Annotated in this window: 20 protein-coding genes and 1 tRNA gene; 6 read left to right on the plus strand and 15 right to left on the minus strand. The window is 41.0% G+C overall.

Annotation, left to right across the window (positions count from 1 at the left end):
- Positions 1-115: 115 nt before the first annotated feature.
- The 4 genes from V7K32_RS15570 to murA form a co-directional block, all read right to left on the minus strand.
- Positions 116-571, minus strand: a complete 456-nt coding sequence (locus V7K32_RS15570) for a hypothetical protein (protein ID WP_334994684.1) — start codon at positions 569-571, stop codon at positions 116-118.
- A gap of 96 nt (positions 572-667) precedes the next feature.
- The gene (locus tag V7K32_RS15575; RefSeq protein ID WP_334994686.1) at positions 668-1,057 is read right to left on the minus strand and encodes a hypothetical protein; all 390 of its coding nucleotides are present in this window, start codon (positions 1,055-1,057) and stop codon (positions 668-670) included.
- Between the two features lie 179 nt (positions 1,058-1,236).
- The gene (locus V7K32_RS15580; RefSeq protein WP_334994688.1) at positions 1,237-2,115 is read right to left on the minus strand and encodes a M48 family metallopeptidase; all 879 of its coding nucleotides are present in this window, start codon (positions 2,113-2,115) and stop codon (positions 1,237-1,239) included.
- A gap of 323 nt (positions 2,116-2,438) precedes the next feature.
- A complete protein-coding gene (gene murA / locus V7K32_RS15585; protein WP_334994717.1) occupies positions 2,439-3,806 on the minus strand; it encodes a UDP-N-acetylglucosamine 1-carboxyvinyltransferase in 1,368 nt (455 codons plus the stop codon).
- A 410-nt stretch (positions 3,807-4,216) separates the two neighbouring features.
- On the opposite strand from murA, the gene V7K32_RS15590 reads away from it, so the two are divergent.
- Positions 4,217-4,298 (plus strand) — tRNA-Leu (locus V7K32_RS15590).
- A gap of 79 nt (positions 4,299-4,377) precedes the next feature.
- A complete protein-coding gene (locus tag V7K32_RS15595) occupies positions 4,378-5,175 on the plus strand; it encodes a TrmH family RNA methyltransferase (RefSeq protein WP_334994690.1) in 798 nt (265 codons plus the stop codon).
- A gap of 24 nt (positions 5,176-5,199) precedes the next feature.
- Here the strand turns inward: V7K32_RS15595 and V7K32_RS15600 are convergent, their stop codons facing one another.
- The 3 genes from V7K32_RS15600 to aroB form a co-directional block, all read right to left on the minus strand.
- A complete protein-coding gene (locus tag V7K32_RS15600; RefSeq protein ID WP_334994692.1) occupies positions 5,200-5,457 on the minus strand; it encodes a hypothetical protein in 258 nt (85 codons plus the stop codon).
- 304 nt (positions 5,458-5,761) lie between these two features.
- A complete protein-coding gene (locus V7K32_RS15605) occupies positions 5,762-6,184 on the minus strand; it encodes an acyl-CoA thioesterase (RefSeq protein WP_334994694.1) in 423 nt (140 codons plus the stop codon).
- 1,000 nt (positions 6,185-7,184) lie between these two features.
- Entirely contained in the window at positions 7,185-8,318 is a 1,134-nt protein-coding gene (gene aroB, locus V7K32_RS15610; RefSeq protein ID WP_334994696.1) for a 3-dehydroquinate synthase, read from the minus strand.
- A 164-nt stretch (positions 8,319-8,482) separates the two neighbouring features.
- Between aroB and petL the strand changes: the two genes are divergently transcribed.
- Positions 8,483-8,578 carry a cytochrome b6-f complex subunit PetL gene (gene petL, locus V7K32_RS15615; RefSeq protein ID WP_109007553.1) on the plus strand — a complete coding sequence of 32 codons (96 nt, stop codon included), beginning with the start codon at positions 8,483-8,485 and terminating at the stop codon, positions 8,576-8,578.
- A 77-nt stretch (positions 8,579-8,655) separates the two neighbouring features.
- Here petL and bioB read toward each other — a convergent pair whose 3' ends face one another.
- The 3 genes from bioB to V7K32_RS15630 form a co-directional block, all read right to left on the minus strand.
- Positions 8,656-9,663 (minus strand): biotin synthase BioB, encoded by a 1,008-nt coding sequence (gene bioB, locus V7K32_RS15620; protein ID WP_334994698.1) that lies wholly within the window; start codon positions 9,661-9,663, stop codon positions 8,656-8,658.
- A 173-nt stretch (positions 9,664-9,836) separates the two neighbouring features.
- Complete coding sequence (gene tnpB / locus V7K32_RS15625) at positions 9,837-11,147, minus strand: IS200/IS605 family element RNA-guided endonuclease TnpB (RefSeq protein ID WP_334994700.1); 1,311 nt, start codon at positions 11,145-11,147, stop codon at positions 9,837-9,839.
- A 396-nt stretch (positions 11,148-11,543) separates the two neighbouring features.
- A complete protein-coding gene (locus V7K32_RS15630; RefSeq protein WP_334994702.1) occupies positions 11,544-12,086 on the minus strand; it encodes a hypothetical protein in 543 nt (180 codons plus the stop codon).
- 528 nt (positions 12,087-12,614) lie between these two features.
- Between V7K32_RS15630 and V7K32_RS15635 the strand changes: the two genes are divergently transcribed.
- Positions 12,615-13,190, plus strand: a complete 576-nt coding sequence (locus V7K32_RS15635; protein WP_334994704.1) for a GNAT family N-acetyltransferase — start codon at positions 12,615-12,617, stop codon at positions 13,188-13,190.
- Between the two features lie 624 nt (positions 13,191-13,814).
- Complete coding sequence (locus V7K32_RS15640) at positions 13,815-14,270, plus strand: hypothetical protein (RefSeq protein ID WP_334994706.1); 456 nt, start codon at positions 13,815-13,817, stop codon at positions 14,268-14,270.
- A gap of 25 nt (positions 14,271-14,295) precedes the next feature.
- Here the strand turns inward: V7K32_RS15640 and V7K32_RS15645 are convergent, their stop codons facing one another.
- Positions 14,296-14,973, minus strand: a complete 678-nt coding sequence (locus V7K32_RS15645) for an SMI1/KNR4 family protein (RefSeq protein ID WP_334994707.1) — start codon at positions 14,971-14,973, stop codon at positions 14,296-14,298.
- Positions 14,974-15,094: 121 nt separating this feature from the next.
- On the opposite strand from V7K32_RS15645, the gene V7K32_RS15650 reads away from it, so the two are divergent.
- Complete coding sequence (locus V7K32_RS15650) at positions 15,095-16,573, plus strand: protein adenylyltransferase SelO (protein ID WP_334994709.1); 1,479 nt, start codon at positions 15,095-15,097, stop codon at positions 16,571-16,573.
- 260 nt (positions 16,574-16,833) lie between these two features.
- Here V7K32_RS15650 and V7K32_RS15655 read toward each other — a convergent pair whose 3' ends face one another.
- The 4 genes from V7K32_RS15655 to V7K32_RS15670 form a co-directional block, all read right to left on the minus strand.
- On the minus strand, positions 16,834-17,031 hold the full coding sequence (locus tag V7K32_RS15655) for a type II toxin-antitoxin system HicA family toxin (protein ID WP_334994711.1): 198 nt from the start codon (positions 17,029-17,031) through the stop codon (positions 16,834-16,836).
- The gene (locus V7K32_RS15660; protein ID WP_334994713.1) at positions 17,032-17,277 is read right to left on the minus strand and encodes a DUF1902 domain-containing protein; all 246 of its coding nucleotides are present in this window, start codon (positions 17,275-17,277) and stop codon (positions 17,032-17,034) included.
- 577 nt (positions 17,278-17,854) lie between these two features.
- Positions 17,855-19,579, minus strand: coding sequence for an ABC transporter ATP-binding protein (locus tag V7K32_RS15665; protein ID WP_334994719.1), 1,725 nt, complete (start codon positions 19,577-19,579; stop codon positions 17,855-17,857).
- A gap of 342 nt (positions 19,580-19,921) precedes the next feature.
- Positions 19,922-20,114, minus strand: a 193-nt coding sequence (locus V7K32_RS15670) for a hypothetical protein (RefSeq protein WP_334994715.1), incomplete at its 5' end; no start/stop codon positions are given.

The following is a 20,114-nucleotide window of genomic DNA, read 5'->3' on the forward strand; positions in this document are numbered from 1 at the left end:
GCTGTAAAACCCAGTAAGTAAGTGGGCGCAACTACGAGCCAAATACAGAGATTTTACTTTTCGTTACATAGTTTGGTTTTATCTTGTCTAGCTACTTATCTCAGACTGCGTTCTTCTAAAGAAATCTATTTAATAATTCTTCTTTAGATAGTTGGAGCAATAAAGGAGTAAATTCCTCTGGAGATAATGCCAATAAAACTTCAGTAATTCGTCTTAGTTCTGCATCTAAAGAACCAAAGCGAACTCGCAAGAAATTTTCTATAACATTACGACGTTCTGCTTGAATGCCTTCTTGAATGCCTTCTTGAATGCCTTCTTGAATGCCTTCTTGAATGCCTTCTTGAATTCCTTCTTGTTTAACTTCTGCTAATTTTTGCTCGTAAATAGGTGATAAGCGCATAATTAAATCTCTATCCTCCTCGTCTATATTTTGATTGAATTCTAAGGTAGTCTTTAAATTCAATAATAAATCAATTGCTTTGGAACGTAAGGGATTATTTTGGGGAAATGCTTCTAGTTCGTCTATAGCTTGTTGCTGCACTCTTCCCTTACCTAAAATTCTCAACCACAATGTTTCTTCTGTACACGCTAATTGGTGAATTACTACAATTGCTGTTCTAAAATAATCGCCTAAAAAATTTACTCCTATTCCCCAATTTTCTTCATCTTAGTTAGTTCTAAAACCATGCAATATAGATTCAGAAGCCGTGGGTGATAAAATCCACAAACGTGGTAACTCTGATTCTGTAAGCCGAGTTTTATCACCTTTAGCTTGGCGTTTTAATTCAGCAAAGATATCAAACAATTTATTTATGCAACTGCGGATCTCCGCAATTGTAGCCGCATTTCTAAATGGTTCAACTAATGCAGGTTCAGCCGCAAATTTTCCTAACAACCCTAATTCTATTGTATTTGTCGATTGGGACGAAGGTACAAAAAAAACATCAATCTCTCGGATTTGGGCTGGAACTTTCCGACTTGTTTCTACTTCTCCTAATGGTTGTAACAATTCTTTAAGATAGTCTTTGGCGAACTGGTCGTAAGGAAACCTGGTCATTAGCTGATTTTATGGCTGTACCAGGATTTTACATCACAGTGTAATCGTCCATAGTTCGCTTGAATAACTTGAGTAAGTGCGATGTCTACGACGGGCTGCGCCAACGCATGAGCGAATAATCTGGAATATTGTAAGCTAAAACACATCTAAATTTAGATAACCAAATTTCATTAGTCGTTCTACCAGTTTCGCCATCCGCCTTTGGGTGCAACTTCACTACTTGTAGACTTCAATCCATGACTTTGTAACAGAGTTTGATATTCTGTGCTGCTTGCCCAACGGTCGATTTCTCGCGCTCGCAGGACTGGCACTGGATGGGTTAATTGGGCTGTGCGGGCAGCTTTGACCATTTCACCTAGTTCAGTCTTGCTAATATCATCGTAAGCGCGGGCTTGGGCAACAAATGCATCGAGATTCAGTTGTGGCGCTAAGGTGGGGGAACCACCCGCGAGTTTCATCAATACTGACATGACAACTTTGGGGTCTTGGGTTGCTAGTAATGCGGCGCGATCGCAGGTAAACTCAGCACAGCGTACCCATTCTAAAAGCTGTGCCTGTATCGCTTGAGCAACGAAGGTTCCAACATTGGGAACAATCGCCGCAGCTAATATTAATAAATTTACAGGCGTCAAGTAAACGCTATGGTCACACTTGAGATGCCCCAACTCGTGGGCAATAACTGCCTGTATTTCTTCTGGTGTGAGGATATCAATCAGGGATGTGTGTAACACAACAAACGGCTGCTTACCCCGCACAGCAAAAGTATAGGCGTTGGGAGCCGGATGTTGCCGGACGTATAACTGGGGAGGCTCTATATCCAGGATTTTACAGGCATCTAACAACAGCTTGTATAAATCGGGCAGTTGCTTTTCACCTACCAGAATGCTGGAGGCAATATTTTCTACATAAAAAACCTGCTCTGCCATTGGCCCAAGCCAATTTCGCACCAACATATCTATGCCTGGTATTTGCTTGAGCGTTTTGGTAGCTTCCAGGTCTAATGGATGACGAAATGAGTCAGCTTTTAAACCAATTAGCGGGGTTTTAAAGAAGGACATAGTACAGCAAGCTATAAAAAAACACAACTATGGAATCTGGCTGATTAAATAAACAGCCTCCCACAGTTAGTATAACGATTTAACTAGGCTGGGCAGGGGGAACAGGGGGAGAAAATTTTACCTTGTCTCCCTCATTTCCCCTGTTTTTGTGTCAGTCTCAACCTTTCAATTTCCTGACTTTTCACGGTGGAAAACCTCACTTCTATTTCTCTCTCCTAGAAGGAGAGAGACTTTGAATTTTCCCCCTTAGAGTGTCGGGAAGCTTGCTCGGTGGTTAGGTCAATCGTTAGCTTTTCCAGATGGACTGAATTATCAGATCAATTTCAAGTTGAAAGGCTACTGATGGTGGCAGCAATTTCTGAATCTACTGATGCTTCGCCCACGCGGAGGATTTTAGCGCCCAATTGCTGCAACTTCACATCAAGTCGATCATAGCCGCGATCGAGGTGCTGTAATCCTTGAATTGTGGTTTTTCCTTCTGCCGCCAGTCCTGCTATGACTAGCGCTGCTGATGCTCGTAAGTCTGTACCTAATACTGGTGCGCCAGACAATTTTGGTACTCCCCTAACGAAAGCAGCGTTGCCTTTAACACGAATATCTGCCCCCAAGCGATTCAACTCTGAGGCATGACGCAAGCGATTTTCAAAGACAGATTCATTAATTACGCTGTCGCCTTCGGCCAATGTCAGCAAAGCCATGAACGGCGCTTGCATATCTGTGGGAAAACCTGGATGGTATTGAGTTTCAATATCTGTTGCCTTGAAAGTTTCCGCAGGCAGAATGCGTAAGTGTTCTGGCTTGTCCTCAATTATTGTCACCCCAATATCCCGCAGCTTGGCAATAACTGGTATAAGATGTTCTGGAGCCACTGGCGAGAGAAGAAGTTCGGAACGGGTAATTGCTGCTGCTAGCAAAAACGTTCCGGCTTCAATGCGATCGGGAATGATACTGTAGTCAACAGAATGCAACTTGGGGACTCCTTCGATAATAATCCTGCTAGTCCCCGCCCCCTTAATCTTCGCTCCCATCGCGTTACAGAAGTTAGCTAAATCAACTACTTCTGGTTCTCTGGCAGCATTTTCGATGATCGTTTCGCCCTCTGCTAGGGTAGCCGCCATCATCAAGTTTTCTGTCGCTCCGACACTGGCGATGTCTAAGTAAATTTTCGCACCTTTTAATCTCCGGCTGCTGCCAGGGACGTAGGCATTACAAATGCCATGCTCAATCTGCACCTCAGCCCCCATTGCTTGCAGTCCTCGAACATGCAAGTCAACTGGTCTTGCCCCAATAGCACAACCACCTGGTAAGGGCATCTGCGCTACTCCCAATCTTGCCAGAATAGCACCAATGGCGAAGAAACTCGCCCTCAGTTGGGTAACTAGTTCGTAGGGAGCTTTTGATGTTTTAATTTCGCTGGCGTTGATGTCTAAAATATCGCCTTGCCGGGTTAAGCGTACACCCAAAGCCGATAACACCTGACCCATCCGGTCTACATCCGCCAATAAGGGGACATTGCGGATACGACAATCGCCCGGACACAGCAAGGCTCCAGCCATGATTACCAGTGCTGCATTTTTTGCCCCGCTAATTTTCACATGACCTCGCAAAGGATGCCCACCCCAAATTTGCAAGACTGAGGAGTCTGCTTCTGGAGCAATTTTGGCATCTGGTAAGCTGGTAGAAGGATTGATAAGCCTACCTCCAAAAGTAATACGTATTTTATATGTTTGAAGTTGGTTTTGATTCTACAGTAAAGATTCAAATTGTCCACGTTTTAGAGCAGCATATTGCATAAGAAAATTGTTTTTTGGTGAAAAATAACGCTTGATAACCAGCAGCAGTAAGTATTTTGAGATTTTAAAAAATTTAACAAGAATGAACGAATAAGTAGTAGTTTTAAGCTAAATTAAATACTCAGTAACATAACTTAAGTGTTCTCTAAAAATCAATGCTGTACTGTTCAGTTAATATTTTGATTAGACCTAATGCCCGGAAAAACTTGTTTCCAGTCTCAGCCTCTTAAACGAGGCGTTATATTTTTACTTGACAAAGGTAAAATATAACGCAATAATAGTAAAATTGTCGATAAGCACAAGTGCTAGCGGAACTGGCGGAATTGGCAGACGCGCTAGATTCAGGTTCTAGTGCCGCAAGGCTTCCGGGTTCAAGTCCCGGGTTCCGCATATTATCAAGTTAGGAGTTAAGAGTTATGAGTTGAAAGAAAACTAAATTAACTCCTAATTATTAACTCCTAACTTTTTGATGTTGACCAGTTTACAAAATTCCCTAGTCAAGCAAATTCGGAAACTCCACTCCACCAAGGAGCGGCACAAGCAGCAGTTATTTTTATTAGAAGGGACGCACCTGTTAGAGGAAGCTTGTGCGGTAAATTACCCACTAGAAACAGTGTGTTGTACTCCAGATTGGCAAGTAGCCCACTCCTCACTCTGGGAAGAAGCTTGTAGCCGATGCGATCGCGCCGAAATTGTCAGTAAAGAAGTATTGGATGCGATCGCTACCACAGTGCAACCGGATGGTGTAGTTGCAACGGCAAAACGAAGGGTTCGCCAAACTCAACTACCATTTACTGGTACAATGCTAGCTTTAGAAACAGTGCAAGATCCCGGCAACCTGGGTACAATGATTCGCACTGCTGCTGCTGCTGGAGCGTCCGGGTTGTGGGTAAGTGGAGATAGTGTAGATTTAGACAGTCCTAAAGTTCTCCGGGCTTCAGCAGGGCAATGGTTTCGCCTAGCAACGGCCGTAACCGAAGATTTAAAAGCGACAGTACAACAAAGTCAGCAGGCAGGAATGCAGGTCGTGGCAACCTTACCCAGTGCGACTTTAACTTATTGGGAGGTGGACTGGCGCAAACCCAGTCTGATTTTATTGGGAAATGAAGGTGCTGGATTGTCGGCAGATTTAGCAGCGATCGCAGACAAGCAAGTAAGGATTCCTTTGAGTCCTGGGGTAGAATCTTTGAATGTAGCGATCGCAGCTGCTTTAATGTTGTACGAAGCTCGGCGGCAAATAAGTCAAGAGTTAGGAGTTAGGAGTTAGGAGTTAGGAGTTAGAACTCATAACTCATAACTTTTCTTTAGTTTTTGTTATTTCTTCAAGATATTGTTCAATATCAGCAACTGCATCCTCAAGAGCGGCTAAATCAATATCTGTCAAGTCTTGATTGAGTTCGACTTCACTAAGACTACTACTATGCAGTTGTGCTTGCGGGATTTCTTCATCCTCAGTTGAACTTTCTTGTAAGATATCCTCCAATTGATCGAGGGATTCTTGAAATACTTGATCGGCGACGCGGCGCTGTTGTGGCTGACTTGGCTCCATAATATTTACTTAAAAATCCTGATTTACTAAGCTAATTTTGATTGCAGTTCCTACAAATTTAAATTTTGCACTTATAACATCATAGTTGTGTATTCTTGCTTGTCGGCATTACTTGAGGAAAAATCAAACCGCAAGGCGAGAGTCATTAGTCATTTGTCATTAGTATAAGAGAAAGCACGCCCACTCTTTAGAGGTTGTTTTTTTCGCCCAGAAGGGGTGAGGTATGTACCAAAAACTCTTTATGAATCATTTGTTTTTCATTAAAATAATTAAGATTTATTAAATGGAGAATAACAAATCATTTTTAGCTTGTAACACCTGGGTTTTCGATTTGCAAAAATTTGTCTAACATGAAACTGGGGATTGGTCGTGGGCGCATAGTCTGTGTATCCACCCAAACCCATAGCGCCTCTGCCGTTAGTAACAAATTATCTTGGTTTTGTTTACGAATTTCGTAGCATCGCAAGGCACGAGTCCCCCGCATCTCCTTCAACCAGGTAGTGACTTCTAGGGTATCGCCTGCAACTGCTGGGCGTAAATAGTCAATTTCTACCCGCCGCATCACAAATACGCCACCTACTTGCCGATATACATCCAAAGTTAAGCCCAGGTATTCTGAATGCTCAATGGCTGCTTGTTCTAGATAATTTTGGTAGACAGCGTTATTTACATGCCCAAGGGCGTCCATCTCATAGTGTCGGACGCGTAGAGTTTTGAACGGTAACATAGTTTAGTTGGTAGTACGGCGCTGTTTTTTACACTTCTCTATATTAGTTTTTCCATTTCAGTGCCTTTACTACCTGTGACGTACCTACACTTACTGAGTTTCTCAACTGGAATAATACAGATATATTGCGGTTCATTATGTCTTATTTGTTGCACCATTTTTTACCTGCCATCTGCCTGTTAATTGTATCTATTTTCAAGTTTAGATAAATCACGAATGAAAGCGAAATAGAGTCAATATTTAAGTAGTTTGTGATTTGAAAACACTAATTTTTATACCTGATTAAGATAACGTTAAGAATTCTCTCAAAATCGCCAAATTTTTCAGTGTAAACAGTTAGATATGGGACAATCAAGTTAAGCATCGACAAATATCTTTTTGTAAATTTTTGTTCTTTTTTTATAGCGGTAATGCCTTGAAACACATGCATTAGCCCTCGCTTCATGAATTAATTTAAATCTCTGTTAATTAATCTCTGGAAATGAGCAAATAAAGGCTGATACTCCCAAAGATTAACTTTTAGTTTCTCAATCCAGGCTTAATTAATTGAGTCAGTGCAAGTTTAATAAAAATTGGAGGTTATAAAATGGCAATTCGGAACAACTTAGTTAGTAATTTATGGCAAAAAGTACAAAAAGATTCAGTTAGTTGGGGATCGTTAGCTCTTTGGATCAGTGCATTAGTTGTTATGTTAGTAATGCTTACCATGTTTTCTAACGCTTAATTTCGGCAAGTTTATTCTAGTTCCTGGGCAACAGCCTGGGAACTAACATAGGGTAGATTTCCATCCCTAGAAGATTCAAATTATGAACTGCAAACTTCTGCTAACAGCCGTAGTGCTAAGTAGCTAGACAAGATAAAACCAAACTATGTAACGAAAAGTAAAATCTCTGTATTTGGCTCGTAGTTGCGCCCTCTTGCGCTTTAGCGCAACTACGAGCTAGTGATGATTATTTGCGCCCACTTACTTAACTAATTTTTATTCTGACTCCTGAATTCTTCACATTCCCTGCAAAACTTGCCGAATGATATCTGATGGCACCTCATCGGTAACTGTCACTACACCAATCTCTGTTGGTAAAACAAACCGCACTTTCCCCGCTTTGACTTTTTTATCTAATTGCAATGCTTCAATAATTGCTTCAATATCTACCCCAGATGGTAACTGAGTTGGTAAACCTGCTTTTTGAATTAAAGCATTTTGACGTTTTGTGTCAACATTTTGCCACATTCCCAATTCCACAGCAATTTGACCGGCTGCTACCATACCAATGGCCACTGCTTCACCGTGATTTACTAGACGATAACCAGTCAAACTTTCTACTGCATGACCGATAGTATGTCCATAGTTGAGAATCGCCCGCAATCCGCCTTCTTTCTCATCTTTGCTAACAACATCAGCTTTAGCTTGACAAGAGCGCATTAATATGGTTTGTATCAGGTCAGGTTTTACATAGCGGAGTTGGTCGAGGCGTTTACTTGCTTCCAATTGGGCAAACAATTCGGCATCCCAAATTACGCCATATTTAATAACTTCTGCCATTCCGGCGCGAAACTCACGCATAGGTAGAGTTTTCAATACTTCTGGGTCAATCAAAACTAAGCGCGGTTGATGGAATGCCCCAATCAAGTTTTTGCCGTGGGGATGATTCACACCAGTTTTACCACCAATTGCTGAATCCACCATCGCCAAGAGAGTTGTAGGCACTTGGACAACATTAATGCCGCGCAGCCAAGTTGCGGCTGCAAAACCAGTCATATCACCAATTACACCTCCGCCCAAAGCCACCATAGTAGAAGAACGTTCTAGGCGGTTTTCTAAGGCGATATCGTAAAGTTTTTGGATGGAATTGAGGGTTTTGTAGCGTTCTCCTGGTGGTAGGGTGCAGCTAGCAACTTCAAATCCAGCAGATTTTAGGGATGCGTTAGCAAAGCTTAACGTTCGCGTAGCGTCTCGCAGAGAAGTTATCGCTCTTTCCCCAAAATGCTTAAAAATAGTCGGATTAGAAACCAGCAATACCTTCTTGCCGAGCTTGAGACTGGCCATCTGCTGACCCAGTTGATCTAAACTCGAAGGTGCGATCGCAATCTCATAAGACTGCTCTGGTAAATTTACATTAATTACAGAAGTCATTGCCCAACCCCTAAACAAGCGCCCGTGGGCTGTATTGTATCGCAATCTGGGAGTGGGGAGTGGGGAGTGGGGGGAGGCAGGGGAAGAAATTGACAAACGACAAATGACCAATGACCAATGACTAATGATTCAATAGATTTAGGAAGTATTGTGGAGAAAAATAAATGTTTGCGATTGCAGCTTACATCGGCTTTTTAGCTTTGTTCTTTGGTTTGGCTGTCGGTCTGCTGTTCGGTCTGCGGACTGCCAAGATAATTTAACCAAGACTCTTGTGGGGCGGGCATTTTACCTGCCCTCAATCAGGGACGGGCGAGACGCCCATCCCACAAGAAGATATTTATCTCACAATAGCCGGACTTGCTACCTTTTCCTGTCTTTGGGAAGGCGATCGCATTCCTAAACCAAGTAAGTTCAGCATTTCTCGATCGCTATCATAATCTGGACAGGGAGTTGTCACTGTCAACATCTTGTTGTCGTCGCTAGAAAAGATAGAATTGGCTCCTGCCATAAAGCAGAAAGCTTGTTCAACTTGAGAAAGTCTAGCCCTACCTGCACTAAGGCGCACATCGGAAGCTGGCATTAAAATCCTGGCTGTGGCAATCATCCGCACAATATCCCAAATGGGGACATCAGGCTGATTTTCTAAGGGTGTGCCTGGTACTTGTGAAAGAATATTAATTGGTACGGACTCTGGATGCGGATCTAAGTTTGCCAGAGTTTGTAACATCCCAATCCGGTCATCGACAGTTTCGCCCAAACCCAGGATACCGCCAGAGCATACAGTAACATTTGTCTGACGGACATTTTCAATTGTGTTCAAGCGATCGCTATAAGTCCTCGTGGTAATAATTGTGCTGTAATATTCCTGCGAGGTATCTAAGTTATGGTTGTATGCGTAAAGTCCCGCTTCTTCCAATTTCTTAGCCTGATTTGCCGTCAACATCCCCAGAGTGCAGCACACTTCTAAACCCATTGCAGTCACATCCTTGACCATTTCCAGGACTTCCTCAAATTGTGAGTTATCCCGCACTTCGCGCCAAGCAGCACCCATACAGATGCGACTAACACCAGTTTCTTTCGCTTTCTGGGCGATGTTAACTACCGTTTCTTTTTCTAGCAGTGCTTCCGCCTTTACCTCTGTTTTATAGCGGGAAGATTGGGCGCAGTAGCTACAATCTTCTGGACAACCTCCCGTTTTTATAGATATGAGCTTACAAACTTGTATTTTTGTTGGGTCATGATATTGGCGATGCACGCTAGCAGCTTGATAAATAAGCTCTAGCAATGGCGTGTCGTATATCGCCCGAATTTCTAAGTCCTGCCAATCGTAGCGTATTCTCACCACATCACTATCCTTCTTGTAGACTGGGTTAAATCTTGAGCTGTCTTTTGGTTGAATTTCCTGCGGTACAGCGTTTGGGCAAAGCGATTTTCTTGAAATTATGCCACGTACTGTGCTTTATCACCCATTGGCTCTCAATCCTTCCGCTCTAGATATTAGACATCAGCTTTTGAACCTCACACGACTTGAAGTCGCGTGATTCCTGTTTCAACGATCTCTGCCTGAAGCAATCCAGGACTTACAAGTTCTCCACAGGCGTATATAGCATCCGGCGCACCGACGGCTGCTGTCTTGAAAAGTCTCTTTGTTGCTGGGGAGACCCCAGCAGTATTAATACCCCCGCTAATCGAAGTTAGAATTCTCAACCCTTCACTCAAAATATTTAACGCGGCGTTTTTATCTCTCAAGTTATAATTACTGCAACTAGGACAAATCCATTCACGCAACTTTAAATCTTTGACTAGAGGGTTGACAAAGCTACAAGAATTACAAGTCTGAGATGAGGGGTAAAATGTACCGATTTTTTGCACAATTCTGTCATGCCAAATAGCTTTGTATTCAAGCATAGTGGTAAATTTAGACCAACTTGCATCGGTTATACTCAAAGCTAGTTTATGGTTTTTCACCATATTGGCAACTCGCAAATCTTGTCTACGACACGCTCCGCGAACAATACAGATAATACTGTTTTCTTTAATTAAACGAGTCGAGAGTTTGTGCAAAAAGTCATCTCTCAAATTGGTAATCCGTTCGTAGATTTGAGCCAGCTTGATTTTCGCTTTGACTATATTGTTACTACCTTTTACGCTGCGGGATAATTTTTTATTGTATGAGCGTAACTTCCTTTTTTGAGTTCTATAATATTTCGGATTATCTACAACTTCACCATCGCTAGTAACGAGATAAGACTTAATTCCCAAGTCTAGCCCAATATTTTGTGTGACTTGAGGGTATTTTTCTAACTCAGTTTCGCATAAAATACTTGCAATATATTTACCAGAAGAAGTCCGAGCTATCGTAACGTTTATAACATGACCGGTAATGTCTTGGGATTTGTGAAATTTCACCCACCCTAACTTCGGAAGTTTTAAGCGATTCTCTATTACCTGGATGTTGCCGTTTGTCAGATTCGTCTTGTAAGACTGCTTGCAACCGTGCTTCTTTTTGAATTTAGGGAATTCGACGCCTTTTTTATTTTTGGATTTCTTTAAATCAGCAAAAAAGTTATTGTACGCTATCTCTAAATTCTTAAGTGAATTTTGTAAGGCAAACTTATCGACTTCTTTTAACCATTCGATCTCTTTTTTTAGTAGGGTCAACTGCTGACTACAAGCGTTATAGTTTAACGTTTTCTGCTCAGTCGTATATAACTCTTGCCGCAATGCTAAAAAACGGTTATACAGAAACCTAGCGCAACCAATTGTCTTATTAATTAAGACTTCTTGATTATGGCTAGGAATAAGTGTAACTTTAAACGCTTTTTGCATTTCTGTTTTAATATTTCGCTATAATAATTTTACCATAATACGCAAGCATATAATATTCTAAATGTAGAAATATGGAACGCCTAACTCATGACTTGAAGTCACGAGTGTGCGGCTTGCAGAAATCAAGATTTTGGTTGAATGGCAGATTAACAGCAAAAATACTCACCCTATGAATTAGAAGTAAAGCGAAAACGTAGCGTTTTTGGCAAAATCAGGTAAGTAAATATAGCGTAGCTGACATTAAGGGCAAACTAAACCGTATAGTTTAAAACTTACCGATTTTGAAACAACAAAAGAGTTAGTAAAAACGACTACCATCTTCTCCACTATCTCTTATTTGATCAAACTTATTCTCGATTATACGAATGATGAGTAACTACAAAGTTTGGCGTGAATTTATTGAGAACACCTACTTGCGGGGTAGACATAGCCTTCTACTCGGCCAATGATATATCCGGCTCCTATGGCATCATTCATACCGGTAGTTGTCGCTGCAGTGAAGTTATCTCCTCTCTGGTAACTGTAATACAACCGTAATGGAACAGTTCCTGGCTGCTGAGTAGGATAAACATAGCCTTCTACTCGGCCAAAGACATATCCGGCTGCTATGGCATCACTCACACCGGTAGTTGTCGCTGTAGTGAAGTTATCTTCTCTCTGGTAACTGTAATACAACAACAATGGAACAGTTCCAGGCTGCTGCCTAAGAAAAACACACCCTTCAACTCGGCTTAAACCATATCCAGCATCAATAGCTGATCTCCGACCGATATCTGTTGCTGTAGTATAGTTATCTCCTCTATTACCACTGTAAAAAAGTTCTAAAGGAGTTAATCCTACTTGGCTGTACGCGGGCTTCGTAGAATAAACAGCCGGAATAGTAACGCCCAGTATTAATAAATAAGATAGTAAATTGTTTTTAGAAAGAACTCTATTCATTATGACAACATACCTTCAAAACAATTTTAACGAAATTAATTATAGAACATTAATGTAAAAATTAAGTTATAATTATATTATTGACTAATTAAATAACCTGACCGGGCGACAAAAAAGGCTAGGATGCAGATAAAATAAGCTCCATACCCCTGTGTACCCGTTAGTAATACTTCCGCTTATTACAATTTAATTAAATTCGTGACTAAATCTTAATATAGTTCCAAAAAATTTACCCAAGTTTGAGCCTTCGGGTGACGCTCCTACGTTGCTACCGCTACGCTTACACCAGTCACCTACAGAGGGAAACCCTCTATAGCGCTGGTTGACCATATAAGCCAATATAAAAACTGCTATGCCACTTGGCTGTACGCCCATATTCTTTAACATGACCAAGGCGATCGCTATTAATAATATTGACCCTAACAGTGCAAGTATTTGAAAAAAATTCTACCGCACTACCGCAGGCATGAAAAAACTTATAAAGTCTAGAGAATCTGCTTGCAAGACATGCTGTTAATCAAGTAGTCTATGATATCAGAACTGCCACTAATTACAAGCGATCGCCTGTTCTTACGAGCGGCTATCCATGAAGATATACCCCAAATTCTCAAATACTTCATTCATAACAAAACCTATCTCACCCCATTTTACCCTCTTTGGGCTGATGGGTTTTTTACCCAAGAGTATTGGCAGTATCAGATAGAAAACAATTTTCTAGAATTTATTAATGGTCAATCGTTAAAGCTATTTATTTTTACGCAAAAAAATCCTACTGTAATTATTGGCACTATAAATTTTAGTAATTTTGTCCGAGGAGCCGCTGATTTTTGCTACGTGGGATATAGCCTTGCTGAAAGTAAACAAGGTAAAGGATATATGACAGAAGGGCTAAAAGCCGCCATCGAATATCTTTTTAAAGAGTTAAATTTTCACCGAGTCATGGCTAATTATATGCCTCACAATCGGCGCAGTGGCAATGTACTCAAAAGACTCGGTTTTGTCATTGAAGGATATGCTAGAGACTATTTATTAATTAATGGGCAATGGGAAGATCATATTATGACAAGTCTGATCAATCCTAATTGGCAAGCACCTAAAATCTAAAATCGGCTGAGGATATTTTTTAAGAAAACTTACTTTATTTACTTTCTATAATTACTGAGAATTTACTTATTTATAAATACTATTTTTAAATCCAACTTAAGTAATTGTTGCATAGGTTCTAATGCTTTAGTTTCGCCCAAAGTATTATTTCTACTTGGTGAGCATTGTTAACCCCACAGCTATTGATAATGTTACAATAATAACTTATAGCAATTCTGTATGAAGATGCGCTAAACCATATTTAAGTACAAGAAAGAAAAACGAACCGCAAAGAAGAGGCAGCGCGTTGCGGTGAATCCAGCGCTGTAGGCGGGTTTCCCGCCGTAGGTGAGTGGTGAACCCGAAGGGGGGTTCCCCCCGTTGTAGCGACTGGCGTCGCAAAGAACACAAAGAAAGAAGAACTTAACAGGGTTTGGCGCAGCCTCACAAAGAAATGGTATTAGGTTTTATTAATTTTAGAAATCAGTTGCAAGCATCTATAAATTCATAACAAATCCATAATAAATACACAACAACTCCACAAGGAAATGCAATAGTAATATTTATTCGCTACTCGGCTCAGTTATCAAGGTTTGCTTGAGCTGATGTGACTAATACTATTAAATGATTGAGGAGTTTTTCAAAATGCCCATTAATTATATAAAGCGCTTATCTGTTGTTTCTGCTATCTTCGCTTTTGCTACCATTTTACACGGAAGTGTCTTGGCACAACCAGTTCAAAATCCCAACACTACACCAGCCTTAAAAACTCAGGTCAGTGCTGCATCACACCAAAAAATCAAGCTTACAAATCAACAGCGCCTACAAATCAAAGTAGCACGTCAGCAAAGAGATAAGGATATTCAAGCTCTCTTAAACCCGTCCCAAACTACTAAATTTAAGGCAGCGCTGCAATCTCGTCAGAGAATCAAAACAGTGTTAACATCTTTGAATCTGAATCCAGATCAACAAAAACAGGTTCAATCAATTTTGCAAACTTATAACCAGCAAGTGAAGCAAATTGTATCTTCACAACCATCACAACCAACATCAAATCCAACAGCAGTTACTCCACAAACATCAGAACCAATGAAAAAATAAAACTCGGTTTTATTTTTAATTAAGCTTAACTTTCGGAAGACTGGCGGATTTGATCCAAACTTCGGTTCAGCCAGTCTTCATACCAATCATAAAAACTTAAAGGTTGCTCCTCATTGCTATTTGGATAAGAATCATCAGGGTTGATGTCATGGAAAGCATGGCAAAAGCTCAAAGAAGCAGGATATATTCCATTATCATTAGTACGGTCATCTATCCAGATTTTTCCTGACTGCTCTCCAGTAACGACTAAAATCGCATAAATTCCACAACCATAATTTGTGATTGGCAGAGTACCCTGGATAAATTTATCGTCGAAATATTTATTATTGTTGGTAACAAAATCTGTATTATTCTTGACAATTAAATCTAAATCATTCCATGCTTCTGTCAAAGGAAATGCTTTAAAGAGAATTTCGTAATTCTCAGGGTATACTTTTTCTGGGATGACATCTTCAGATTCAATTCCCGATAGTCCAGATAAGCCGTATCCTGGGCCTGCACCACCATTACCAATTTCTACGATAAAGTTTCGATATTCACTTGGTAGCTTAATATTATATCTAGATTCAAAGACTTGAATATCTTTGTTACTCAAGCAAGGTTTAAATTGATATTGGTGTAATTCTGAGCCAAAAACCTCAAATGTAGCGTCTAAAATAGCTAATTGAGTTAAATTTTTCTTTAATTTCAAAACTTTATTCATTATGCGCTCTAGATTTTGATGTGACGCTGCCATATTTTAGATATAGGTTGCTTTTTGCGTCTATGCTGATGCTGAAGCCAGAGGTAGTATTAAGGGAAGAATGAATTAAGCTTTGCTCGTAATGACTCTGGCTGAAACTCCGAACTACAAAAATTCTAGCAATCCTTTTCTCTGCCTCAACTACGAAAGCGCCTTGGAATCTCTAGGCGACGACTACTACGACGAGGTTGCAGCAGAAGAATTTCCTCAACACCTCCTGCGTTGGCGTAACGATGCACTGCTACCGCGCTTAGGTCTAGACCCCCAACTAGTTAAAGACGAAGATTTTATCACAGCTTTTGGCAAATTTCAGGGGCGTAAACCCTTGTTGGCGCTGCGTTACCACGGCTATCAATTTGGTGAATACAACAGACAGTTAGGTGATGGTAGAGGCTTCCTCTATGGGCAAGTACGCGCCACTGATGGCGAATTGTACGATTTTGGCACGAAAGGCTCAGGGAGAACGCCCTACTCCCGTGGTGGCGATGGTATGCTCACACTCAAAGGTGGGATGCGGGAAGTTCTGGCTGCGGAAGCACTACACCACTTGGGTGTACGTACCTCGCGCTGTCTGACCATGATTGAAACAGGTTTACCCCTCTGGCGGGGTGATGAACCTTCGCCTACCCGCTCATCTGTGATGATTAGGATGAGCAGTTCTCATATTCGGTTTGGCACTTTTGAGCGACTGCATTTTTTCCAGCGTCCAGATTTAACTAAGAAGTTATTAGACCACGTAATTGAGCAGTATTATCGACACTTAAGTTTTGAACAAGATAAATATGTCTTGTTTTACGCCGAATTAGTGAAACGAGTTGCAAAACTAGTAGCGCAGTGGATGGCGGCTGGCTTTTGTCATGCAGTCCTAAATACTGACAATATGTCGATTACGGGAGAGAGTTTTGACTATGGCCCTTACGCATTTATCCCGACTTATGACCCATCCTTTATAGCTGCATATTTTGACTATTCTGGACGCTACTGTTACGGGAATCAACCAATTATTTGCCAGTTGAATTTAGAAATGCTCCAGGAACCTTTAAAGGCGATTATCGATAAAGCCGAAATGGAAGCTGGATTAGCTAAGTTTGCTGAGTATTATCAAGCTGAATACAGTTCTTTGATGTTGCAAAAGTTAGGTTTTGAGGATTTGCCACATCCAGAAGCTAGGGAATTGTTGAATCTAACGATTGAATTTTTGAAAGATAGCCAAGTTGGTTATCACCAATTCTTTTATGAGATGGCTCGGACTTTTTCATCGAAATGGCGCGATAATCCAGGTTTTGTGATGAATGGTTCAGATATTGTGCCAGTACCGGGTGCATCAGGATTTTTTGATGATTGGTGCATACTGTATCATAAAATCTTGAATGATTTGGAATGCGATGTCTACGACGGGCGTAGCTGCGGCATCGATGTAATTGCCCAAACTCTAGCCGTTCATAATCCGCAAACGGTATTATTAAGACCTGTGATTGAATCTATTTGGGAAGCAATTGCTCAGGAAGATAATTGGCAACCTTTTTATGACTTAATTAAGGCAATTCAGTCTAGGAAATAGTTAGCATGGGGCAAAGCTTATAACGAAAATACTTTTTTCCTTTGCCCCTCTGCTTTCTTGTCAATATTTAGATGCGTTTGCCCGACGCAGCCTCACAAACAAATGGTATCACCATTGATGAAAAATATAAAATGAAAACGAAACTTTATGTTAGTAATTAAATAAGAAGTTTAAAAAAAATTTATTACATAAAAATGAAAACCCCTCTTTTTAATAAAAGAAGGGTTTTCATTTTTATATTTAAGAATCATCGCATAGAACTAAAAGCCCTTCGGCAAACCAGCTTGTTTTAAAACTGCATTTGCCGTATGACGGGATTTGATACACTGATCAAGCACAAAACAATGATCTGTTTTTGGGCTATACCAGAACTCATGATCTCCTTTGCCTTGTCTCTTGTAGTAGCATCCTGCTTCTGAAAGAATCCGTTTGAGTTCAGCAGTGAATGAAACAGCCATTTAACAAGGAACGCTTATACGTTCACTGCGACGACTTGTCAAGTCTAAATCAATACCTAGTGGATTCACAAGAGAAAAAGAGTTGTTTAGCTCTAAAAGCTCTGGAATCATCACTTTAAGCTTCTCTAGTAGTACTTCATTGCTAGATGCTTCTGTAACCAATCCGGGCAAATCCTCACTAGTAGCAACCCAGACTTCACCTTCAGAATCCCAAAAAGCATCTACCCTAACTAGTTTGACTGCCATGTTATTGCTCATTACGTTGACTGCCTAAGAGCTTTAATTTTCATGCTTCATATAAAAATTGACAGGTTACACCAAATTAGATGTGCTAGTGCTGTCTTAAGTTTATTACAAAAATTATGTTTTTGCTTGATATAGAGGTTGTAATCCACACGCTATAACGTTTTGACACCGATTAGTCAGAATTGTTTCTCGCTACTACACCATTGACATTCCCAGGAACTAACCCAGAATTATAGCAATCCAATTTGATTTTTGAACTTATTTGCGTAGGCAGGGAGTAGGGAGTAGGGAGTAGGGACTAGGGAATCAGCCCTTTCGAGTTGTACGGATTTTTTTCAAAAATTAAATAGGAGTCCTAAAGCACTAGATATAGCAACGGACAGGGAGCTTAGGAGAACAATAAAATCACAAAGTATGCTGTTGAAGACGCCTTTTCCGCGAACTGTCCTAACGGCTTTGGCGACTGCTATACAACTAATACAGCTAGATGGGTAAAGCGACTATCAACCATTACTAGCCCAGAGAAAACTAACCCAACCACTATATATTTATTCTGAAAAATTATTTTTGCCCACTCCTAACTAAATTGCTGGGCATAAAACCGCGCATAGCGACGCTCTAAGGCTAATAATTCTTCATGGGTTCCCGATTCGACAATTTGTCCCTGTTCGAGAACTAAAATACGATCGCACCGCCTAACTGTCGATAAACGGTGAGCAATAATAAATACTGTCCGTTTTTCCATCAGTCTTTCCAGCGCTTCCTGTACCAGCGCTTCCGACTCAGAATCTAATGCTGATGTCGCCTCATCAAGAATCAATATTTGGGGATTGAGCAGAACAGCACGAGCGATCGCAATTCTTTGTCTTTGTCCACCTGATAAGTTTACCCCACGTTCACCCACCCAAGTCTGATAACCTTCTGGCAGTTGGCTAATAAACTGATGAGCATTAGCAATTTTCGCCGCATCTTTAACTGCTTCCATATCAAAAACATCTTGTCCAAAGGCGATATTTTGGGCAATTGTCCCGGAAAACATGATGGTTTCTTGAGGAACAATCCCAATTTGTCGCCGCAGACTATGCAGTTTCACATCTCGAATATCAATACCATCAATTAATATTTGACCAACTTCAGGATCGTAAAAACGGGGGAGGAGGTTGACAAATGTGGTTTTACCGGCACCCGAAGCACCCACAAGAGCGATCGCTTCACCTGGAGATACTAATAAACTGATATCTTTTAATACAGGTTCACCTGGTTTATAAGCAAAGGAAATATGACGATATTCTACCTTGCCTTTGACTGGCGGCAGAGCGATCGCATTTGCTTTTTCGATCACCGTCGGCTGAATTGCCATCAATTCAAAAACGCGGTCAACAGATGCTTCACCCTGCTTAAATTCGTTGTAGTTGTTAGTAGTATGACCAATGGGATCAATTAACAGCGCCGCCGCCGCCAGATAACTGAAAAAATTCGCCACTGTTAAGTTATTTTGGGAAATTTGCCAAGCTCCCACAATCAGTAACGATAACGCACTTAAGGCTTCCAAAAATCCGATGATCGGAATCTGAATCGCTTTCAAGCGTTCGGCGGAGTATTTTGCTTTGAGACTGCGTTCTGCTTCATGGCCAAAGCGGGCGATTTCGTAATTTTCGGCTGCAAAAGCTTGTACCAAACGAATACCGTTGAAAACTTCCGCAAGGATGGCTGATAAACCCGACACGCGATTTTGACTTTTTAAGGAATATTTGCGTAACCGTTCCCCAAACCAGCCCACTAAAATACCCATCAACGGTGCAACTATCACTGTTGCTAATGTCAGTTGCCAATTCAGATAAATCATGTAAATCGGAATTGCCAGCAACTGCAAAATGCAGGGGATAAAGTCGTGAAATCCTTTATTTACCACTTCGCCAACCCGGTCAACATCTTCTGTGAGGCGGTAAGATAAATCACCTGCTTTTGCTGTTTCAAAATAGCTGAGATTTAGCTTTTGAAGATGGGCGTAGACTTGCTGGCGGAGATGAAAAGCAACTCTCAAAGCAGCTTTCGCCATATACATATCTTGTATAGACTGAAACAATCCTCTAACAAGAAATACTAAGGCACAACTGCCAGTTATTTGAGCGATCGCTACTACATTACCTTGGGCAAAGGGAGTTGCCAATTTACCGGCAAGATTGATCAACACTAATGTCGCCAGCACGTATCCCAAGATACCAATAAGTCCCTTGGTGAGGGTTTGCCACTGGAGTCTGATATAAGGCAGCAGTTGCCAGTAGTTAGAACGGGTTTTCAAGCTCGAAAGTCCACAATGATATTTTCCTTTGTTTGACGCTAGCAGTTTTTGGGGAGTTTCTGAATAAACCACGTCTATCTTGAAACCTATAGTTCTTCCATGATGAAAAGGATTTGCCCTCATCCCCCAACCCCGAATCCCTCTCTCTGGGATTTGGGAAGCCAGAATTTCAAACTCCCTCTCCCAGAGAGAGGGAGAGGGATTTAGGGAGAGCGTGAAAACTACGGTTCTCAACTAAGATTTGGTTTAGTTAACTAATTAGTTACAAACTGTTTTAGCCTTCAGGGTAACTGAAAGTTTGGCACAAGCCAACAAAAAAGATACCAGATTAAAGACTCATATTCACGCTACAAACGAATAATTAAGAACACAGTACGTAAGTGGGCGCAAATAATCATCACTGGCTCGTAGTTGCGCTTTAGCGCTAAGGGACTTCCAAATAAAAAAATACTCAACTACTTCTTGTGGGGTGGGCATCTTGCCCGCCCATATACAAGGGCGGGCAAGATGCCCACCCCACCAGATTGGGTAATTT

It is taken from the genome of Nostoc sp., from assembly GCF_036917635.1.
GTDB lineage: Bacteria > Cyanobacteriota > Cyanobacteriia > Cyanobacteriales > Nostocaceae > Nostoc.

Coding starts and splice junctions, on each gene's coding strand:
- V7K32_RS15575 (WP_334994686.1), bottom strand. CDS start 1,057: ATGACCAGGTTTCCTTACGACCAGTTCGCCAAAGACTATCTTAAAGAA.
- V7K32_RS15580 (WP_334994688.1), bottom strand. CDS start 2,115: ATGTCCTTCTTTAAAACCCCGCTAATTGGTTTAAAAGCTGACTCATTT.
- V7K32_RS15595 (WP_334994690.1), top strand. CDS start 4,378: ATGTTGACCAGTTTACAAAATTCCCTAGTCAAGCAAATTCGGAAACTC.
- V7K32_RS15600 (WP_334994692.1), bottom strand. CDS start 5,457: ATGGAGCCAAGTCAGCCACAACAGCGCCGCGTCGCCGATCAAGTATTT.
- V7K32_RS15605 (WP_334994694.1), bottom strand. CDS start 6,184: ATGTTACCGTTCAAAACTCTACGCGTCCGACACTATGAGATGGACGCC.
- aroB (WP_334994696.1), bottom strand. CDS start 8,318: ATGACTTCTGTAATTAATGTAAATTTACCAGAGCAGTCTTATGAGATT.
- petL (WP_109007553.1), top strand. CDS start 8,483: ATGTTTGCGATTGCAGCTTACATCGGCTTTTTAGCTTTGTTCTTTGGT.
- tnpB (WP_334994700.1), bottom strand. CDS start 11,147: ATGCAAAAAGCGTTTAAAGTTACACTTATTCCTAGCCATAATCAAGAA.
- V7K32_RS15630 (WP_334994702.1), bottom strand. CDS start 12,086: ATGAATAGAGTTCTTTCTAAAAACAATTTACTATCTTATTTATTAATA.
- V7K32_RS15635 (WP_334994704.1), top strand. CDS start 12,615: ATGATATCAGAACTGCCACTAATTACAAGCGATCGCCTGTTCTTACGA.
- V7K32_RS15640 (WP_334994706.1), top strand. CDS start 13,815: ATGCCCATTAATTATATAAAGCGCTTATCTGTTGTTTCTGCTATCTTC.
- V7K32_RS15645 (WP_334994707.1), bottom strand. CDS start 14,973: ATGAATAAAGTTTTGAAATTAAAGAAAAATTTAACTCAATTAGCTATT.
- V7K32_RS15650 (WP_334994709.1), top strand. CDS start 15,095: ATGACTCTGGCTGAAACTCCGAACTACAAAAATTCTAGCAATCCTTTT.
- V7K32_RS15655 (WP_334994711.1), bottom strand. CDS start 17,031: ATGGCTGTTTCATTCACTGCTGAACTCAAACGGATTCTTTCAGAAGCA.
- V7K32_RS15660 (WP_334994713.1), bottom strand. CDS start 17,277: ATGGCAGTCAAACTAGTTAGGGTAGATGCTTTTTGGGATTCTGAAGGT.